Origin of the sequence: Streptomyces sp. NPDC058678 (genome assembly GCF_042714835.1) — a bacterium.
Classification (GTDB): Bacteria; Actinomycetota; Actinomycetes; order Streptomycetales; family Streptomycetaceae; genus Streptomyces.
The window spans coordinates 53,666-69,848 of record NZ_JBHXSG010000005.1 but is presented as its reverse complement, the minus strand read 5'-3'; the positions used below and the strand labels follow the sequence as shown (position 1 = coordinate 69,848).

Here is a 16,183-nt window from a genome sequence, read left to right as displayed (position 1 = left end):
CTTCCGTAGCTGGAAGGACTTCTCAGTCGAGGTGGCATTCGGCGCACTGGCTCAGCGGGCCATGGAGCGGTCCAGCTGCCGCGCTCGGGTCTGCAGCGCCGTGACGACAGCTGACGCGGTCAGGGGGTTGCCGGGGACCTGGAGGTCGCGCCGGCCGCCACCGGGCACATGGCCGGACGCCGGTTCGGGCATCTCCACCTCGATTCCGGCGCGCCGCGCGAGCACGACCGCCGTGGCCACGAAACCCTCGGAGAGCGCGAGGATGACGCTGTGGCCCGTCCGGCAGTGCCAGGCGACCAGGCCGCGTGTGAACTCCGCGTACACGACCGGATCGACCTCGAGTGTGTCCGCGTCGCCCCCATACTTGCCCTGACCGATTCCCGAAGCCAGTTCGAGCTCCGCCTCGAAGACCTCGACCTGCCGTAGGAAGAGGCGGCCGGCACCGTTCGAGGGGTTCCACAGCGTCTCGCCACCGGTGTCGAAGTACATGCTCATCGCCGATCCCCCTGCTCGTCCGCCCCGGCTCAGGGTAAGAGATCGGGCGGCTGGTAGGCACCTGGGTAAGAAGGTGCCTCGGGGGAGGCGAGGCTCGTTGCTCTGCATCCGCTCGGTCTGTTGGTCTTCAGCGCGTGGCCCGGTCTGCTGCTTCTCGGGTGATGTCGGTGTAGAGGCGGAAGAGGGTCGGCCGGGCGTCGCCGTGGTCGTGTTCGGGCAAGGCAGCCCAGCATCGGGCGATGAGTTCCCGGGCCTGGGTGCCGGGCCAGGGCTGGGGCACGAGCTGAGGCGGCAACAGCGGGTCGGGTTCCATGGCACGGGTGAGTTCGGCCGCCAGCTCGACGGCGATGGTGAGAAGTTCGGTGGGGGAGAGTCCGCCGGCACCGGTGAGGCGGTCGAGGCGGGGCTGGGCGATGCGGCTGAGGCGGTGGTAGCGGTCGGCGATCTCCTGCAGGGGCCACAGGTGGCGGGCAAGTTCGGCGGGGTCTTGGGTGTCGCCCCTGCGTAGGTCCGTCGTGCTGAGGAGGGTGAGCGCTCCGTGGGCGCCGAGGCGGTGCGCCGCGTCTTCCACGTACGGCTCCCAGGCGTTGGCGCAGACGTACAGTCCGCCCTGGAGCGGGGCACCACCGAGGTGGACGAGTGTCTCGCGCAGGGCGTCCCGGGCCGTGCGCGCCGATTCGGGCACGACGAAGGCGGCCAGGTGCCAGACGCCGTCCCAGGGGGCGAGTCCGGCGTCCTGGCGGAACGCGTGCCGCAGGAAGTCCGCGTTGGGGGCCAGGGCTTGTGTGGTGACGTCCGTGGCGTGCAGCACTGCTTTGCGACCGCGGCCCTCGTGGGTGAACCGGCTCTCGGCCACGAGGCGTTTGATGCACAGCCGTACCTGCTGGTCGCTCATGCCGAGGGTAGCGGCGACGGTGTACAGCTCCTCCGCGCTGACCGTGCCGTCCTCCCGGATCAGCGCGTGGACGAGCATGCGGGTGGGGATCTCGACGTGATCGGTCACGGTGTGCGCTGTCCTCTCGGTCCGTCCGCCTCGACGGGGCGGTGCATGGTGGTCACCGCGCCGAATCCCAGCAACCTGCGGAGGTAGGGCGTGTGCTCGGTCCGTACGGCCGTGAAGCCGCGCCGCTCGTACAGGGCTCTGGCGCGCGGATTGGTGTCGATCACGTCCAGTCGGATCTCCCGGCAGTCCTGCCCCGCCGCGACGGCGGCCACTTCTTCGATGAGCAGGCTTCCGACGCCGCGGCCGCGCACGTCCGGGGCAACGGCGATGCCGTCCATGACGAGCTGTCCGGGGGCTGGTCGGCGTTCGAACAGGGCGAGGAGCAGGAGGCGGTGCGGTCCTCCCAGGAGTCCGTACGCGCGCAGCACGGAGGAGGCCGACCCCCCGGTGAGAGCCCGCCCGCCGAGTTGGTAGCCGGCGAGGCCGACGAGCTGTCCGTCGAGAAGCGCGCAGACCGCGCGATCGGCGTTCAGATGGGCGGCGATGAAGGGCACCGCCTTGCCCGGCGGGTTCAGTGCGGGACCGAGTTTGCGGCCGAATGCCTCCCAGTACAGCTCGGCCGCCCGCAGTTCGGCTCCGGCCGGGACGCCTCGCTGGACCGTCACTGGTCCGGTCCCGGGGCCTGTCTCGTCCAGTCCCATGCCGTGCCCCTTTGTTCGCTGAAACTGAAGCCTAAATCTATCGTACTCGCAACGACCGTGTTCAAGATGATAGTTTCAGTGAGTGATGCGAACCCGAACAAAGGCGGTCATCCCATGTCTCCCAGGACTCAGCCCCGACGGCGCGGGCTCCGCATCGCCGTGTGGTCACTCGTCACGGTCCTGGTCGTGGCCGCGGGTCTCGTCGGTGTGGTGCTGTGGCAGAACTCCTACGAGATGGACGAGCAGCGAGTCTCGATCCGCCACGCCGGCCACACCCTCAACGGCGTACTGGCCATCCCCAAGGACGGCCGCAAGCACCACGGCCTGGTCGTCTACGTCCACGGCGACGGTCCCATCGACGCCACCCACGACGACGGGTACAAGCCCATGTGGGAAGCGAACGCCAAGGCCGGGTACGCCGCTCTGTCCTGGGACAAACCCGGCGTCGCAGGCGCACCCGGCAACTGGCTCGACCAGTCCATGGACGACCGGGCCGACGAGGCAGCAGCCGCCATCGCCTGGGCGCGCGCCCGCCCGGACATCGACGGCGACCGGATCGGGCTCTGGGGCGCCAGCCAGGCGGGCTGGGTCCTGCCGAAGGTCGCCGCCAAGGCTCCAGTGAGCTTTGTCATCGCCGTCTCGCCCGCGATCAACTGGCTTCGGCAGGGCCGCCACAATCTCCTCGCCGAACTGCGCGCCGACGGCGCAACGGCAGCTCGCACCAAGGCCGCGATCGCCAACAGCGACACCACCCGCCGACTGTTGGAACGCCACGCGACCTTCGACGAGTACGTCAAGGCCATGCGTGGGGACGCGGACGGCATGACCGCCGACCGCTGGGGCTTCATCTCCAAGAACTACACCGCGGACGCCACGCAGGACCTGCGCGCCCTGCGCGGCATACCGGTGCTGCTGACCCTCGCAGGCCATGACATCAACGTGGACACCGCAGACACGGAGCGCAGCTACCGAAATGTGCTGGACGCAAGCGGTGCGCTGACGGTCGAACGCTACCCGGACGCGACCCATTCACTGCTCAAGCGGTCCATCGAGCAGTCGGATGTCAAGATCACCTTCACCGCGCTTTTCTCCCCCCGCTCGCTCTTCGCGGACGGATTCCTGGACGACCAACGACAGTTCCTGAAGGATCTCGGCCGAGGCAGCAACGCCATACCCTGACAGTCCCGCAAGGTCGGCCATGGCGACTTGTGACCGCTTCCCCCACCGCTCGGCCCCAAGCACCCCGCCGGCCCCTGTGGCCTGAAGGCTCACGCGGGCTCCTCACCCGTGGCAGGGGCTTTTGGCGAGATGCCGTAGGCGGCGGACGACAAGAGCGCTGCCCGAATCTTCCCCGGGCCCGGCCGTAATCCGCTTGACCAGGCCACGGGTCAACGCTGCAATGTGCCGGGGCACCCGAGTCGCGGTGCCGTTATCCCGGGGGAGGCAGCGGCCGCAATGGAGATCCGTTCCACGACCGACAAGGATCTCGACGTCTTCGTCGACACAGTCCATGCCGCGTTCGGGCGCTTCCCGGAAACCCCGGTCGAGGGAGGCGGGCTCTGGTGGTCGGCGCTCGAAATGGACCGCTGCCTGCTCGCGCTGACGGCGGACGGGCGGCCCGTCGGCACCGCCGCCGCGCACCCTTTCGAACTCACTCTGCCCGGTGAGACCCTCGTCCCGACCGCCGGGGTGACCGCCGTAGGTGTCCTGCCCTCCCACCGGCGCCAAGGCGTGCTCAAGACGATGATGCGGCACCAGCTCACCGAGTTGCGGGCCCGAGGAGAATTCCTCTCCGTGCTGCTCTCCTCCGAGGCCCTGATCTACGGCAGGTTCGGCTACGGACCGGCGACCTACACGCAGCGGCTGACAGTGCCGCGCCACCAGGCCGCCCTCGCCGTTCCCCGGGCCCGCACCGTGGCGGGCGTCCCAGCGGCCGGCTCGGACAACGACTCGGTCGAGGTACTGCGGCGTGCCGAGTGCGGCGAGATCCTGGAAGAGGTGTACGACCGGTACCGCCGTGCCCAGCCCGGCGCGCTGTCCCGGCCGCACCGCTGGTGGGCCCTGCGCGCGGGGCAGCCCCCGATCTCGCCGGCGCCGCGCTACGTCGCCGTCCACCGTGACGCCGACGGCGTCCCGGACGGGTACGCCAGCTACTCGATCGGCGAACCCAACACCTTGACGGTCGACGAGACCATCGCCACCGACGACGCCGTCTTCACGGCCCTGGCCCGGTTCGTGCTCGGACACGACCTGGTCAACGAGGTCGTCTTCCAGCACTTCCCGCCCGGGCATCCGCTGCGCTGGCAGTTGGCGGACTTCCGGGCCGGCCAGGTGAGCGGCGACATGGACTGGCTCTGGGTGCGGCTGCTGGACGTCCCGCGTGCGCTGACCGCGCGCGGCTGGTTCACGGACGGCGAGCTCGTCCTCGACGTCGACGACCCGTTCCTCGGCGAGCACAGCCGCTACCTGCTGACCGTCCGGGACGGCAAGGCCGACTGCGTCCCGACAGACCGAGACCCGGACCTGTCCCTGGACGTGCGCGACCTGGGCTCGGTCTACCTCGGCGGCACCACCCCGAGCACGCTCGTGCGTGCCGGACACATCCGGGCCCACCGCCCGGGTGCGGCCACCCTCGCCGACGCCCTCTTCCGCGCCGACCGTCCCCCGCACTGCCTGCACTGGTTCTGACCGCGCGCCCCCCGACCTGCACAGGTCTCGTCCTGCACAGGTCTCATCAGGCGCCGTTTCCTTTGAAGACGCCTCCCAGCGGGGGGCTGAAAGCTCGCGATCAGCTGAACCGCCTCAGTCCTCGTGCCCGGCCGGGGGCAGTTGGGCGCCGGCCCGGCAGCCGGCGAAGGACGCGTTGGGGCAGAAGGCGTCGAAGCCCATGCCGTAGCGGGCGAAGGATCCCCAAGCCGCCGTGCGGACCTCGGGGTACTCGGCCTCGGTGAACGCCGTGCCCTTGAGGTCCTTCAGAGCCCGCAGGATCGCGCCACGGGCGGTAAGGAACGACGGGTTCTTCGGGGTGAGTTTCAGCCCGTCGACGACGGCCTGCCAGGCGACCCGGTAGCCGCGCTCCTTGCTGCCGAGTTCCGCGCTGATCCGGCGGGTCATCTCCATGAGCGCGGCGCACCAGATCTCGCCGACGTTGTGGATCCTCGTGTAGTCGAGCCCGCCCGTGGCCCGCCCGACGTCCCCGAAGTCACCGGGGTAGCGGTCGTCGTACGGCCGCTGGCGGAAGCCGCCCGGGTTGTCCATCACCCAGTCGCCGATGACGGTGTGCTCCCGCTCCCGGGAGAAGTTGGGGATGGTGAGCGCGAAGAAGTCCGACCATCCCTCGCCCATCGCCTGGGACTGGTTCTCGCGCAGACCGTTGGCATCGTGCAGGCCTCCGACCAGTCGGTTGGTCACGCCGTGCGTGAACTCGTGGATGACGACGTGCGCGTCGACGCCCGTGTGTCGTCCCGTTCGAGCGACCAGCCCCATGTTCATCTCCGCCGCCAGACCGTCGGCACGCGTGAGCATGTTGGCCGTGCCGAAGACCGGCCGGGGATGCGCCAATGCGACGACCGGGTCGGCGCCGTGGCCCAGGCCCGAGAAATTGACGGTCTGGAAGTTGCCGTGCTCCTCCGTGAAGTCGAGCATCATGAAGAAGTCGTGCATGTAGTTGCAGAAGAAGAAGATGTTGGTGATGAGCTGCTCGCGGGTGCCCGGGTTCGGGGCGAACAGCGCGTTGCCCGCCCTGTCAACGCCGACCTTGAAGCTCTCACCGGTGTCCGCGTCGACGGCCCGCACATTGTTCCCGGCTGTCGCCACCTGCCCGTTCTGCCGCTCGGCCCATGGTCCGGGGAACCCGGGCAACGGGTCAGGCGGCGGTTCGACCGGATAGTCGCTCAGCGGCAGGGGGAAGGAGGCCAGGGCGAATCCGGTCTCGGCCGGGTTCTGGCGGAACACCAGTCCTCCGACGACATGGTTCGTCAGGTCCTGGAGGTAGAGGACCTGGGGCGCTGCCTTGTCCGGCGTTCTCTCGTCGGCCTCCACGAGCGCGTGGTACTGCACGGCTCCCTTCTCCCGCGAGAACCTGAACGACCAGGCGAGACGGACGGTGTCACCCATGTAGAAGTACACGAGCCGAGCAGGGATCGCCTCGTCGAAGGCGCCTTTGTCGAAGGTCATCGGCTGGTCGTTGCGCGACTGGGAGCTCAACCGGCGGAAGCCTCCCGAGAGGTCCAGAGCCGGCAGCTCGTCGGTGCCGAAGAGGCCGTCGATCGTGACCGGCGCGGCGGCCTTCGCGGCGCCGGCGGCCAGAGCCGTCTCGACCGGTACCGTCGGCATCGTGGGCACGTTGCCCGGCACGCTCGCCGTGTCGCCGACGACCCTGTCGACCGTGCCGTCCTCGTGCAGCCACACCTTGGGAGCCATGCCCCAGACGTCGATGCCGTTGAGTGTCTGCTGGAGGCTGACCACGCGTGTGCCGCCGCTCGTGGACGTCACCTTCGGATCGGCCTCGAACTCTGCGGGCTCTCCGGCGGCGAAGCCGATCGCCCCCGAGACCGAGGAGAGGTACTCCTTGGCGCGGGCGATGTAGTCGCCGTCGGCGGCCTCGGCGCCCGCCCGGTCGGCGAGGCCCGACGGTGCGCCCTCCACCCGCAGCTCGGTCAGGTGCCCGGTGAAGCGGTTCACCTTGCTGTCGTCGGCGATGAGGGTGTGGTGCACCGACTCCGCCACACGATCGGTCTCGGCGAGGAACGCCTCGGCGCCCTGGACCCGGGCGAGCCGGTCGTACTCCAGATCCCGCTTGTCGATCAGCTGTGTCATGACGGTTGCTCCTGTCACCGGGCACGAGGCCCGGGTTTCGGCTCTTGTGGGTTACAGGCCCGCGAGGGTGAGGGCGGTCGCCGTGACGGAGCGGGCGACCGTGGCTGCGAACTCCGGGCTGTGATCCTGGTCGACGAGGGTGTCTCCCGGGGTGTGGTACTGCCTGGTGCCCGTACCGGGCCCGCCGTCCGCAGCGAAAATGTCCTCGGTGACGGCGATGGCCGCCCACCCACGCTCGTGGAAGCTGGCGTGGTCGCTCCGTCCGATCGCCGGATCGGAGGGGCCCGTGAGCTGTTGGACCGTCACCGTGGGGTCGATGGCGGGGACGGTGTCCGCGACGAGAGTGCCCAGCGTGTCGGATGCGCCGACGACCGGGCCCGGCACCGAGGAACCGGCGTGGATCTCGAGTGCGGGTGTGCTGTTCTGCCGGCGACCCGCGATCATGTCCATCTGGAAGACACCGGCGATGCTGTCGTCCGCCGCGGCGGCGGCCCGGGCGTAGAACTTGCTGCCGACCAGGCCCTGTTCCTCGGCGTTGAAGAGGACGAAGCGGACGTTCCGGGTCGGTGTCCTGCCCTCAGCGAGCATGTCGTGCAGGCACTCGGCCGCGGCCATGACGGCGGCGGTTCCGCTGCCGTCGTCGTCGGCGCCAGGTGCGGGGTCCACGGTGGGGTCGTAGGGGCGCGGGTCGCCGTTCGCGTCGACGAATTCACCGCTGGAGGCAGTGGAGTCCAGATGGGCGGTGATGAGAACTGTGGAGTCCGCCCCGGCCGCACGGTACTCGGCCTCCACGTTGAACAACGGGCGCCCGCGCCACCGGAACCGGTGCAGTCGTACGCTCAGACCGAGGTTCTGAAGGCGGCTTGCGAGCGCCTCGACGACTCGGGGGTTGTCCGCGGCGGACGCGTCACGGCTGCGCACCAGCAGCGCCTCGCCGTCTCGGAGCGGTTCGACACCGGAGATGCGCGCGACATGGCCGCGCAGTACCTCGGGGGTCACGGCTGCCCGGACCGCGGCGATCGTCTCCGGGGAGGGGCGGCCGTCACCGGCTGCCGACGGGGGTGGGCCCAGCTCCGCCTGGCCTTCCCCAGGGCCTGCGGCGAGTCCTTGCGCCCACGCCTCGCCGGGGCGGGAGAGGATCGCCGGGTCCGGAAGCAGTCGCTCGGTGTGGCCGGGCCTCGCGCCCGGCAGGTGGACGTCCTCGATCGGAGCGCCGGCGGGTGCGGCGACGTAGACACCGCCCGGCGCGGGGCCCAGCGGGAGGAGCGGCGGGGCCGTGACGCCGGCGAGTTCGTCGGCGACGACGGCGAAAGCGGACGTGGCGCGGGTCGTCGCCCTGTCCGGGGCGTCCGTGAAGCCCTGGCCCGGGGTGAGGGGGCGGTCGTCACGGATCAGGAAGGCCGTGGTGTCCTCCACCGGCCCCCGCAGGTCGACGGTGAACCCGGCCTGTTCGAGTGCCGCGGCGCCACGCATGCTCGCCATGGCCAGCACGAGCCGCGCCGAGGCGATGTGCACGGGAACGACCTCGGTCTGGTTCGCGACGGTCTTCAGTGCGGGCAGCCCTCGGTCCTCGGGCAGTTCGATCCGCGCCCAGAGGACGGGACGGTTCTCCAGAGCGGCGCCGGTGAACACGGGGTGGGCCGCCGTACGCAGTCCGGCTTGCCGGGCGAGCGCGCGCTCCTCGTGGTCCTCGCCCACGAAGACGCACTCGCCGGCTGCGGAGACCGGGCTTCCTTCGCCCTCCGTGCCGGCGACTGCCTCGTCGAAGATCTCGCGGCTGTTCTTGGGGCCCCAGTGGATGAGCGCGTCGTCCGTGAACCGGCCGGGGAACGCCTCCCGCAGGGCTGACGCGGCCCGCTCCGCGGCGCCCTCACCCGAGCCCGGGTTGGAGATGACGCCCTTGCGTACGTCGAGGAAGGCGTCGAGCACGGCAAGGACGCGGGGGCGGGGCAGCAACGTCAGCGAACCGTCCGCCTCCTCCCGGGCATCCGCCAGGGTCGCTCCTATGTCGAAGAAGAGCACGGGCATTTCGGTGCCTCCACGAAGTGAAAGGGTCCGGAATCGGCACGTGACTGAGTGAACGTCCCCAGCGGCAACGGCCGTTCGGGAGCAAGGGGAACCGCGAGAGGGAAACGGTGAACGGCCCCGCGCAGGGCCGGCCACCTGCCACAGACTCCACTCCCGAAAAAGCCCCCGACCACTCCATCGTCCGCCTTCGGTTGCGCGCTCGCATCCCGGGATGTAGGCGAATGCCGTTCAACGGTGGACAGTTGAAGGAGTTACGGAGTGCGGGTGATCTCCGACGTAAGCGCCACGAACTCCCGCCCGACACGCATGAGGTGACGGCGCTCGACACCAACGGCGCCTGTCTTCCCGCCCTCAAGACGCACCTCCTGCTGGGCCGGCTCGAGCACTCCACCGGCCCTGCTCATGACCGCCGTAGCGCCGGAGTCCACCTGATCAGGCCCCGGAGTGGGAGCACGAGGCGGTGCTGCCGAACCCGATCGGCCGGCGGGACGAGCCCGGCCCGCTGCGGGGCACCGAGCCGACGCTGAGCCTCCTGTGGAGATCCACCCGCTCAGCCGCGCGCCGCTGGGACCGCATCGTCGGCTCCTGGGCGGTCGGCGACCAGGGCCTCAACGACCCGTGGCAGGACACGATCGTGGACCTCGGTTCGCGGTGAGGTCAGTACGAGTACGTCACCAACCTCGGCTTCGCCGCACGGCGACCCTGCGTCGGCTGGTGGTCTTCGGTGCCTGCTGTGATGGCGTACGGTGGGGGTTACCGACGCGGGGTGGAGCAGCTCGGTAGCTCGCTGGGCTCATAACCCAGAGGTCGCAGGTTCAAATCCTGTCCCCGCTACTGCTGAAGAGGGCCCGGATCCACCCGATCCGGGCCCTCGTGCTTCCCTTCGGGCTGCATCGATACTGCCGAAGACGCACCAGGACTTCAGGTCGCGGCCGCAGCCCTGATCATGATGGCGGTCTTCGCCGGGTTCATCGGCGAGGGCGGCCACATTCCCGGCACCAGCCGGCCAAGCCACCCGCGCACCGGTGTCGCCGTGGCCACGGGCTGCACCGTGATCACCGGCGCGCTGGGGCATCTGCTCTCGTGATCCGGCCTCGCTCCGCCTGAGCTGCGTCGATCCTTCCGCGATCCGGCGTACGCACTGAGTAGTCCTCAGTCCTGGGCGGGGATGTCCAGGGTGGTCCCGTACAGGCGGGAGACCCGGATCAGGATCACCACGCGCCGGTCGGGCAGCGGCTGCTCGCCGGGGGCCGCCCCGTCGGCCGGGTCCACTATCTCCGCCTCGCCCTCCGCGACGGCGAACGACCAGACGTCCGGGCCGCTGACGTGCAGTGAGGTGTGCGGGTCGCGGCGCAGCTGGCGGACCTTGAGGCGGTCGGCGGTGGAGGAGACGCGCAGTACGCGCTCCTCGGCGTTCCAGTCGTAGAGGACGGTGGACAGGTGCGGGTGGCCGGTGCTCCTGACGCTGGCGAGTACGCCGAACTGCTGCTGCCGCAGCAGCTGGGAGAGTTGCTGGTCGGTGAGCACCCGGGGGGCCGGGCCGTCGTTCTTGGTGGTGCCGGTGGTGGTTTCGGTGGCGGTGTTCTCGCTCATGGGGATCAGCCTTTCGGGGGTCGGGGTGTGGGTGGGGGAGAGGGCGGGTCAGACGGCTGCGGCGGCGGGAGCCTGCGTGTCGGCGGCCGGCTCCTTGGCGGCCTGGCGCTCGGGGTGGCGCAGCATCGTGGAGGCGACGGCGAAGGCGAGGACCAGGAGTCCCGCGCCCACCGCGAAGGCGAGCCGGTAGCCGCCGGTCAGTGCCTCGGCCGACGTCCGGCCGCCCGCCGCGAGGCTCTCGGTGCGGGAGGCGGCCAGGGTGGACAGGACCGCGACGCCCAGCGCCATGCCGATCTGCTGGGTGGTGTTGAACAGGCCGGACGCGAGACCGGCGTCCTCCTCGTTCGCGCCGGACATCCCGAGTGTGGTCAGCGCCGGCAGCGCGAGGCCGAAGCCCGCGGCGAGCAGCATGACCGGGAGGAGGTCGACGGCGTAACTGGCCTGCACGGGAAGGCGGGTGAGGAGGGAGAGGGCGCCGATGAGGAGCACGATGCCCGCCAGCAGGACGTTGCGCTCACCGAAGCGGGTGTTGAGACGGGCGGAGACTCCCAGGGAGACGGCACCGATGGCGGCGGCTGCCGGGAGCATCGCGAGGCCGGTCTCGGCGGCACCGTATCCGAGCACCTTCTGGAGGTAGAGGGCGACGAGGATCTGGAAGGAGAAGAGCGCGGCGACCATCAGGATCTGGACCAGGTTGGCGGCGGAGACGCTGCGCGAGCGGAAGATCCGCAGCGGCATCAGGGGGTTCTTCGCGGTGGCCTGACGGACGAGGAACGCGGCGAGCAGTACGGCGGCGAGGGCGCCGAAGCCGAGGGTGCGGCCCGAGGTCCAGCCGTACTCCTCGGCCTTGACGACGGTGTAGATGCCGAGCATCAGTCCGGAGGTGACCAGAACAGCGCCGAATACGTCCGCGCCCGCTTTGCGGCCCAGACCGACGTGACCGGGCAGGACGCGTACGGCGATCGCGAGGGTGGCGATGCCGATCGGCAGGTTGATGAAGAAGATCCAGTGCCAGTCGAGCGCGTCGGTGAGTACGCCGCCGAGGACCTGGCCGATGGACGCGCCCGCCGCGCCGGTGAAGCTGAAGACGGCGATGGCCCGGGCGCGCTCCCTGGGCTCGGTGAACAGCGTCACGAGGATGCCCAGGCTGACGGCGGAGGCCATCGCGCTGCCGATGCCCTGGAGGAAGCGGGCGCCGATCAGTACTGCGGGCGAGGTGGCCACGCCCGCCAGCAGCGAGGCGGCGGTGAAGACGGCGGTGCCGGCCAGGAACACACGCCTGCGCCCGATCAGGTCGCCGAGCCGGCCTGCCAGCAGAAGCAGGCTGCCGAACGCGATGAGGTAGGCGTTGACGACCCAGCTGAGGCCGGCGGGGGTGAACCCCAGGTCGTTCTGGATGGCCGGCATCGCCACGGTGACGATGGAGCCGTCGAGGATGATCATCAGCATCCCGGTGGCGATGACGCCGAGGGCGAGCCGGCGTGAACGCGGGGCGGCGGGAGCAGCTGGTGAGGGCGCGGAGTCGGATGCGGCAAGCATGCGGTCTCTCCTGTCAGTTGGGGCGACAGGAGAGACCGTAGCAGATGGTTTTGTTGCAGACTATTTTTTTCGGTCTTACTTTTGGTCCGGCTTCCCCGCTTACCTGGACTGGCGTGCCCGGCGGGCGGTGCGCGGGGCCTCCACGGGGTTCGCCAGGCCGTCGCCGACCAGGTGTTTCAGGGCCCGCAGGAGGGCCTCCCTGTCTCCGCCGGGAAGCGTGGCCAGGGCGTCGCGATGCACGCGGTCGACGATCTTCTGACTCTGTCCGGCGATACGGGCGCCCTCGTCGGTGACGGCGATGATCCTGGCCCGCCGGTCCGTACTTGAGGGGCGGCGCTCGGCCAGACCCGCCTCCTCCAAGGCGTCCACCGTCACCACCATCGTGGTCTTGTCCATGTCGCCGATCTCGGCGAGCTGGATCTGGGTGCGCTCCTCCTCCAGGGCGTGGACGAGCACGCAGTGCATCCGGGCCGTCAGGCCGATCTCGGCGAGGGCGGCGGACATCTTGCTCCGCAGGACGTGACTGGTGTGGTCGAGGAGGAACGACAAGTCCGGTTCGGTGCGCGCGGGCGACATGGCGGTCATCCCGCCAGCGTAGCAACTCGATCCGAGACGGATTATCCAGAAGAGACCTTAATGAACTCGCGGACTGTGAGCGCGGACTGACGTGCGGGCACGGGGTCGATGCCGCGCGCATGCCGGCATCTGATCAAGTGGCGTTGATGTATCAATCTGCCTTGATGTATTTTCGAGGTATGGGACCCGGATCCTCGGACGCGGCCGTCGCGCCGCCGCTATTCGTCCGGCTGGCTGCGCATCCGCTGCGCTGGCGGCTGCTGACGGAACTCGCCGACGGTGACTACCGGGTGCGTGAACTGGTGGAACGGGTCGGGGAGCCGCAGAACCTGGTCTCCTATCACCTGCGGCTGCTGCGCGACGGCGGTCTGGTCACGGCGAGGCGCAGCAACTTCGACGGCCGGGACAGCTACTACCACCTGAACCTGGGACGCTGCGCCGAAGCGCTGGCCGCAAGCGGTGCCGCCCTGCACCCGGCGTTGTGCCACGCTCCCTCACCGCCCCGTCCGGTCGTGCGGGAGCGATCCCGCCGTGTTGCGGTGCTCTTCGTGTGCACCGGCAACAGCGCCCGCTCGCCGATCGCTGAAGCCCTGCTGCGCCATCACACCGCCGGCCGCGTGACGACGGTCAGTGCGGGCACCAGCCCCAAGGCGCACCTGCACCCTCATGCCGTCCGGGTGCTGCGCGGGTCGTTCGGCATCGACGTCTCAGGTCGGCGCACCCAGCACGTGGACGACCTGGCCGGCCGCCGATTCGACCACGTGATCACCTTGTGCGACAAGGCACGCGAGGTCTGCCCGCAGTTCGGCCCGCGGCGAGTGCACTGGAGCATGGCCGACCCGGGCGCGGTGGGCGACACCGGCCAGGCCGGCTATGCGGCCTTTCAGCAGGCGGCGGCAGACATGGACACCCGGATCAGGCACCTGATGCCGGTCCTGAACACCCCCTGGACCGTTGCGAGGTCCGCGCCATGACCACTCACGACGAATACGTCAACGTCCGCTACCTCGTCGATGACGTGCGGGCCGCCACCGACTTCTACACCACCCACCTCGGTTTCACGCTGCACTCCAGCGCCGCCCCTGCCTTCGCCGACGTGGTCCGTGGCCGGCTGCGGCTGTTGCTGTCGGGTCCGGCGAGCTCGGGCGCCCGGGCCACCCCGAAGGAGGCTGCCGTCGCGGGCGCCAATCGCATCCACCTCACCTACGACGACCTCGACGCCGAGATCGCTCGACTGCGCAGCGCGGGTCTCTCCTTCCGCAGCGAGGTCGTCGCCGGTCCCGGAGGACGTCAGATCCTGCTGGCCGACCCGGCCGGCAACCTCATCGAGTTGTTCCAGCCTGCCCACTGACCCGCCGCCCCGGCAGGCCCTGACCAGGCGCGATGTTGACCGCTGAGGGTGAGAGCGTCCCGCTGGGAGCAGGCGCGCTCGGGATCATAGCCGCGCCGGCCGGCCGGTCAGCTGATCCGTCCCCGCCACCGCGATGTCGGCAACCGTCGCCCGGCTGTCAGCGGTTGCGCGGGGCGACCAGGCCGGATTCGTAGGCGAGGACGACGAGTTGGGCCCGGTCGCGCGTGTGCAGTTTGCTCATGGCTCGGTTGATGTGGGTCTTGGCGGTCATCGGGCTGATCACCATGTGGTCGGCGATCTGGTGATTGGACAGGCCCTGGGCGGCCAGGGCGACCGCTTCGCGTTCGCGGCTGGTGAGTTCCTCCAGTGCGGCGCCGGCGGTGGGGAGGGGCTGGGTGACGTAGCGGTGGATCAGCTTGCGGGTGATGGAGGGCGCGAGCAGTGCGTCGCCGCGGGCGGCGACCCGTACGGCGTGCAGGAGGTCTTCCGGCACGATGTCCTTGACCAGGAACCCGGCGGCGCCGGCGCGCAGTGCTTCGAAGACGTACTCGTCCATGCCGTAGTTGGTCAGCATGACGACGTGCACGTCGGCCAGGGCAGGGTCTGCGGCGATGCGCCCGGTCGCCTCGATGCCGTCCATGACCGGCATCTGGATGTCGATGAGCGCGACGTCGGGCAGGTGCTCCTTGGTGAGCGCCAGACCCTCGGCGCCGTCGGCGGCTTCGGCCACCACCTCGATGTCGTCTTCGAGGTCGAGCAGCGCGCGGAAGCCGCTGCGGATGAGCGGCTGGTCGTCGACCAGCAGGACACGGATCATGATGCTCGTTCCACGGGGAGTTCGGCCTGGACGGTGAAACCGTGCTCGGTGCGCGGCTGCGCGCGCAGCCGGCCGCCAAGGGCGGTGACGCGTTCGCGCATGCCGAGCAGCCCGAGACCGGGGACCGGGGCGTCATCAGGGGTGGCCTTGCCGTCGTCGTCCACCTGGACGGCAAGGGCGTCGGGCCGGTATTCGATCCGGACCGCCGCGGTCGTGGCACAAGCGTGCCGGGCGGTGTTGGTCAGCGCCTCCTGGACGATGCGGTAGGCGGTCCGGCCCACCGCGGCCGGCACGTCGTGCCGTTGCCCTTCGAGCGTCAGCGTCGCGTCCAGGCCCATAGAACGGGCGCGCTCCACCAGTTCCGGTACATGCTCGAGGCTCTGCGGAGGGGTCGTGTCGTCGTCGCGCAGGGCTTCCAGGGTCGCACGCAGCTCCCGGCTCGCCTCACGTCCGGCCGCCCGGATCGCCAGCAGCGTTTCGGGCACCTGCTCGCCGCGCCTGCGGGCTACATGGACGGCGACCTCGGACTGCACCTTGACGATCGAGATCTGGTGGGTGAGGGAATCGTGCAGCTCCCGCGCTATGTGCAGCCGCTCCTCGTCGGCGCGGTGCCGCGCGGTCTCCTCCCGGGTGCGCTCGGCTTCGTCCGCCCGCTGCTCGGCCTGCCGCAGTGCCTCACCGGCGGCGAAGGCGGCGATCAGCCAGGCGATCTCGAGTACGTTCCGGGCCTGTGTGAACGCCTCGCGCGCCGGCCCGTCGCGGAAGACCAGCGCCGTGAGTGGCAGGACGGCGAGCAGGGACACGGACGCTGCCACCGTCAAGGCCCGGTGCCCGGACCGCACAGCGCCGTACACAGCAACCAGGTACGAGACAGCGAGCACCTCAAAACCCGCCGCCTCGTACCCCACCGCGCACAGGCCGGTGACAGTGAGCACGGCAATCGGAGCCCTGCGACGCGCGACCAGCGCCAGACCGCCGGACGCCAGCAGCACGGAGCCGAACAGCGCGTGCTCCCCGGCAGCGTGCTGCCCGGACAACCCGGTGCCCAGCAGCAGTGCCGCCACGCTGAGGGCAATCGCCCAGTCCATGGCACCGGCCGGGACACGAAAACGCCTTGTGTCCATGCGCGCACCCTAGCCGGACGCCGCCGTGGGCGAGTCCCGCCGACGGACGAGCGGCCAACTACCGCACCCGCGGTACTCACCCGCTGCCTGCCGCATGCGCAGCAGTCAACTGCTGTGCCGACGGCAGTCCGAAAAGACCGCACCCGCCGGACGACGAGCAGTGCGGTCGGCAGACACGCTCAAGGCACAGCGCAACCG

Annotated in this window: 15 protein-coding genes, 1 tRNA gene and 1 pseudogene; 7 read left to right on the top strand and 10 right to left on the bottom strand. The window is 70.2% G+C overall.

All coding sequences use genetic code 11. From position 1 onward, the window contains the following. Positions 1-51: 51 nt before the first annotated feature. The 3 genes from ACFWWR_RS07280 to ACFWWR_RS07270 form a co-directional block, all read right to left on the bottom strand. Entirely contained in the window at positions 52-495 is a 444-nt protein-coding gene (locus ACFWWR_RS07280; RefSeq protein ID WP_383859940.1) for a DUF6086 family protein, read from the bottom strand. 127 nt (positions 496-622) lie between these two features. Then, positions 623-1,498: a PaaX family transcriptional regulator C-terminal domain-containing protein gene (locus ACFWWR_RS07275; protein WP_384302376.1), complete on the bottom strand. Its 876-nt coding sequence runs from the start codon at positions 1,496-1,498 to the stop codon at positions 623-625. Continuing rightward, positions 1,495-2,139: a GNAT family N-acetyltransferase gene (locus tag ACFWWR_RS07270; protein ID WP_383859946.1), complete on the bottom strand. Its 645-nt coding sequence runs from the start codon at positions 2,137-2,139 to the stop codon at positions 1,495-1,497. Before ACFWWR_RS07270 ends, ACFWWR_RS07275 begins: the two co-directional genes overlap by 4 nt. 114 nt (positions 2,140-2,253) lie before the next feature. On the opposite strand from ACFWWR_RS07270, the gene ACFWWR_RS07265 reads away from it, so the two are divergent. Together ACFWWR_RS07265 and ACFWWR_RS07260 are read left to right on the top strand one after the other, a co-directional pair. Continuing rightward, a complete protein-coding gene (locus ACFWWR_RS07265; RefSeq protein WP_384302374.1) occupies positions 2,254-3,318 on the top strand; it encodes an alpha/beta hydrolase family protein in 1,065 nt (354 codons plus the stop codon). 276 nt (positions 3,319-3,594) lie between these two features. Further along, entirely contained in the window at positions 3,595-4,827 is a 1,233-nt protein-coding gene (locus ACFWWR_RS07260) for a GNAT family N-acetyltransferase (protein ID WP_383859951.1), read from the top strand. A 114-nt stretch (positions 4,828-4,941) separates the two neighbouring features. Here ACFWWR_RS07260 and ACFWWR_RS07255 read toward each other — a convergent pair whose 3' ends face one another. Beyond that, entirely contained in the window at positions 4,942-6,957 is a 2,016-nt protein-coding gene (locus tag ACFWWR_RS07255; protein WP_383859954.1) for a M36 family metallopeptidase, read from the bottom strand. A gap of 51 nt (positions 6,958-7,008) precedes the next feature. Then, positions 7,009-8,985 (bottom strand): M28 family metallopeptidase, encoded by a 1,977-nt coding sequence (locus ACFWWR_RS07250; RefSeq protein WP_383859957.1) that lies wholly within the window; start codon positions 8,983-8,985, stop codon positions 7,009-7,011. 281 nt (positions 8,986-9,266) lie between these two features. Here ACFWWR_RS07250 and ACFWWR_RS07245 point away from each other — a divergent pair. The 3 genes and pseudogenes from ACFWWR_RS07245 to ACFWWR_RS07235 form a co-directional block, all read left to right on the top strand. Then, a pseudogene (locus tag ACFWWR_RS07245) lies at positions 9,267-9,526 on the top strand (transcriptional regulator); the annotation flags it as partial. A gap of 219 nt (positions 9,527-9,745) precedes the next feature. Further along, positions 9,746-9,819 (top strand) — tRNA-Met (locus ACFWWR_RS07240). Positions 9,820-9,931: 112 nt separating this feature from the next. After that, a complete protein-coding gene (locus ACFWWR_RS07235; RefSeq protein WP_383859960.1) occupies positions 9,932-10,072 on the top strand; it encodes a hypothetical protein in 141 nt (46 codons plus the stop codon). A gap of 65 nt (positions 10,073-10,137) precedes the next feature. On the opposite strand, the gene ACFWWR_RS07230 is transcribed toward ACFWWR_RS07235, so the two are convergent. The 3 genes from ACFWWR_RS07230 to ACFWWR_RS07220 form a co-directional block, all read right to left on the bottom strand. Beyond that, positions 10,138-10,578 carry a pyridoxamine 5'-phosphate oxidase family protein gene (locus ACFWWR_RS07230; protein ID WP_383859963.1) on the bottom strand — a complete coding sequence of 147 codons (441 nt, stop codon included), beginning with the start codon at positions 10,576-10,578 and terminating at the stop codon, positions 10,138-10,140. A gap of 48 nt (positions 10,579-10,626) precedes the next feature. Continuing rightward, positions 10,627-12,117 (bottom strand): MFS transporter, encoded by a 1,491-nt coding sequence (locus ACFWWR_RS07225; protein ID WP_384302372.1) that lies wholly within the window; start codon positions 12,115-12,117, stop codon positions 10,627-10,629. A gap of 99 nt (positions 12,118-12,216) precedes the next feature. Then, on the bottom strand, positions 12,217-12,702 hold the full coding sequence (locus ACFWWR_RS07220) for a MarR family winged helix-turn-helix transcriptional regulator (RefSeq protein ID WP_384302370.1): 486 nt from the start codon (positions 12,700-12,702) through the stop codon (positions 12,217-12,219). Between the two features lie 170 nt (positions 12,703-12,872). On the opposite strand from ACFWWR_RS07220, the gene ACFWWR_RS07215 reads away from it, so the two are divergent. Both ACFWWR_RS07215 and ACFWWR_RS07210 read left to right on the top strand, forming a co-directional pair. Then, positions 12,873-13,667 (top strand): ArsR family transcriptional regulator, encoded by a 795-nt coding sequence (locus ACFWWR_RS07215; protein WP_384302368.1) that lies wholly within the window; start codon positions 12,873-12,875, stop codon positions 13,665-13,667. Further along, positions 13,664-14,044, top strand: a complete 381-nt coding sequence (locus ACFWWR_RS07210; RefSeq protein WP_384302366.1) for a VOC family protein — start codon at positions 13,664-13,666, stop codon at positions 14,042-14,044. Before ACFWWR_RS07215 ends, ACFWWR_RS07210 begins: the two co-directional genes overlap by 4 nt. Positions 14,045-14,201: 157 nt before the next feature. Here ACFWWR_RS07210 and ACFWWR_RS07205 read toward each other — a convergent pair whose 3' ends face one another. Both ACFWWR_RS07205 and ACFWWR_RS07200 read right to left on the bottom strand, forming a co-directional pair. Then, positions 14,202-14,861 carry a response regulator gene (locus ACFWWR_RS07205; RefSeq protein WP_383859977.1) on the bottom strand — a complete coding sequence of 220 codons (660 nt, stop codon included), beginning with the start codon at positions 14,859-14,861 and terminating at the stop codon, positions 14,202-14,204. Beyond that, a complete protein-coding gene (locus tag ACFWWR_RS07200) occupies positions 14,858-15,985 on the bottom strand; it encodes a sensor histidine kinase (protein WP_384302364.1) in 1,128 nt (375 codons plus the stop codon). The genes ACFWWR_RS07205 and ACFWWR_RS07200 overlap by 4 nt, the downstream gene beginning before the upstream one ends. Between the last annotated feature and the right edge of the window lie 198 nt (positions 15,986-16,183).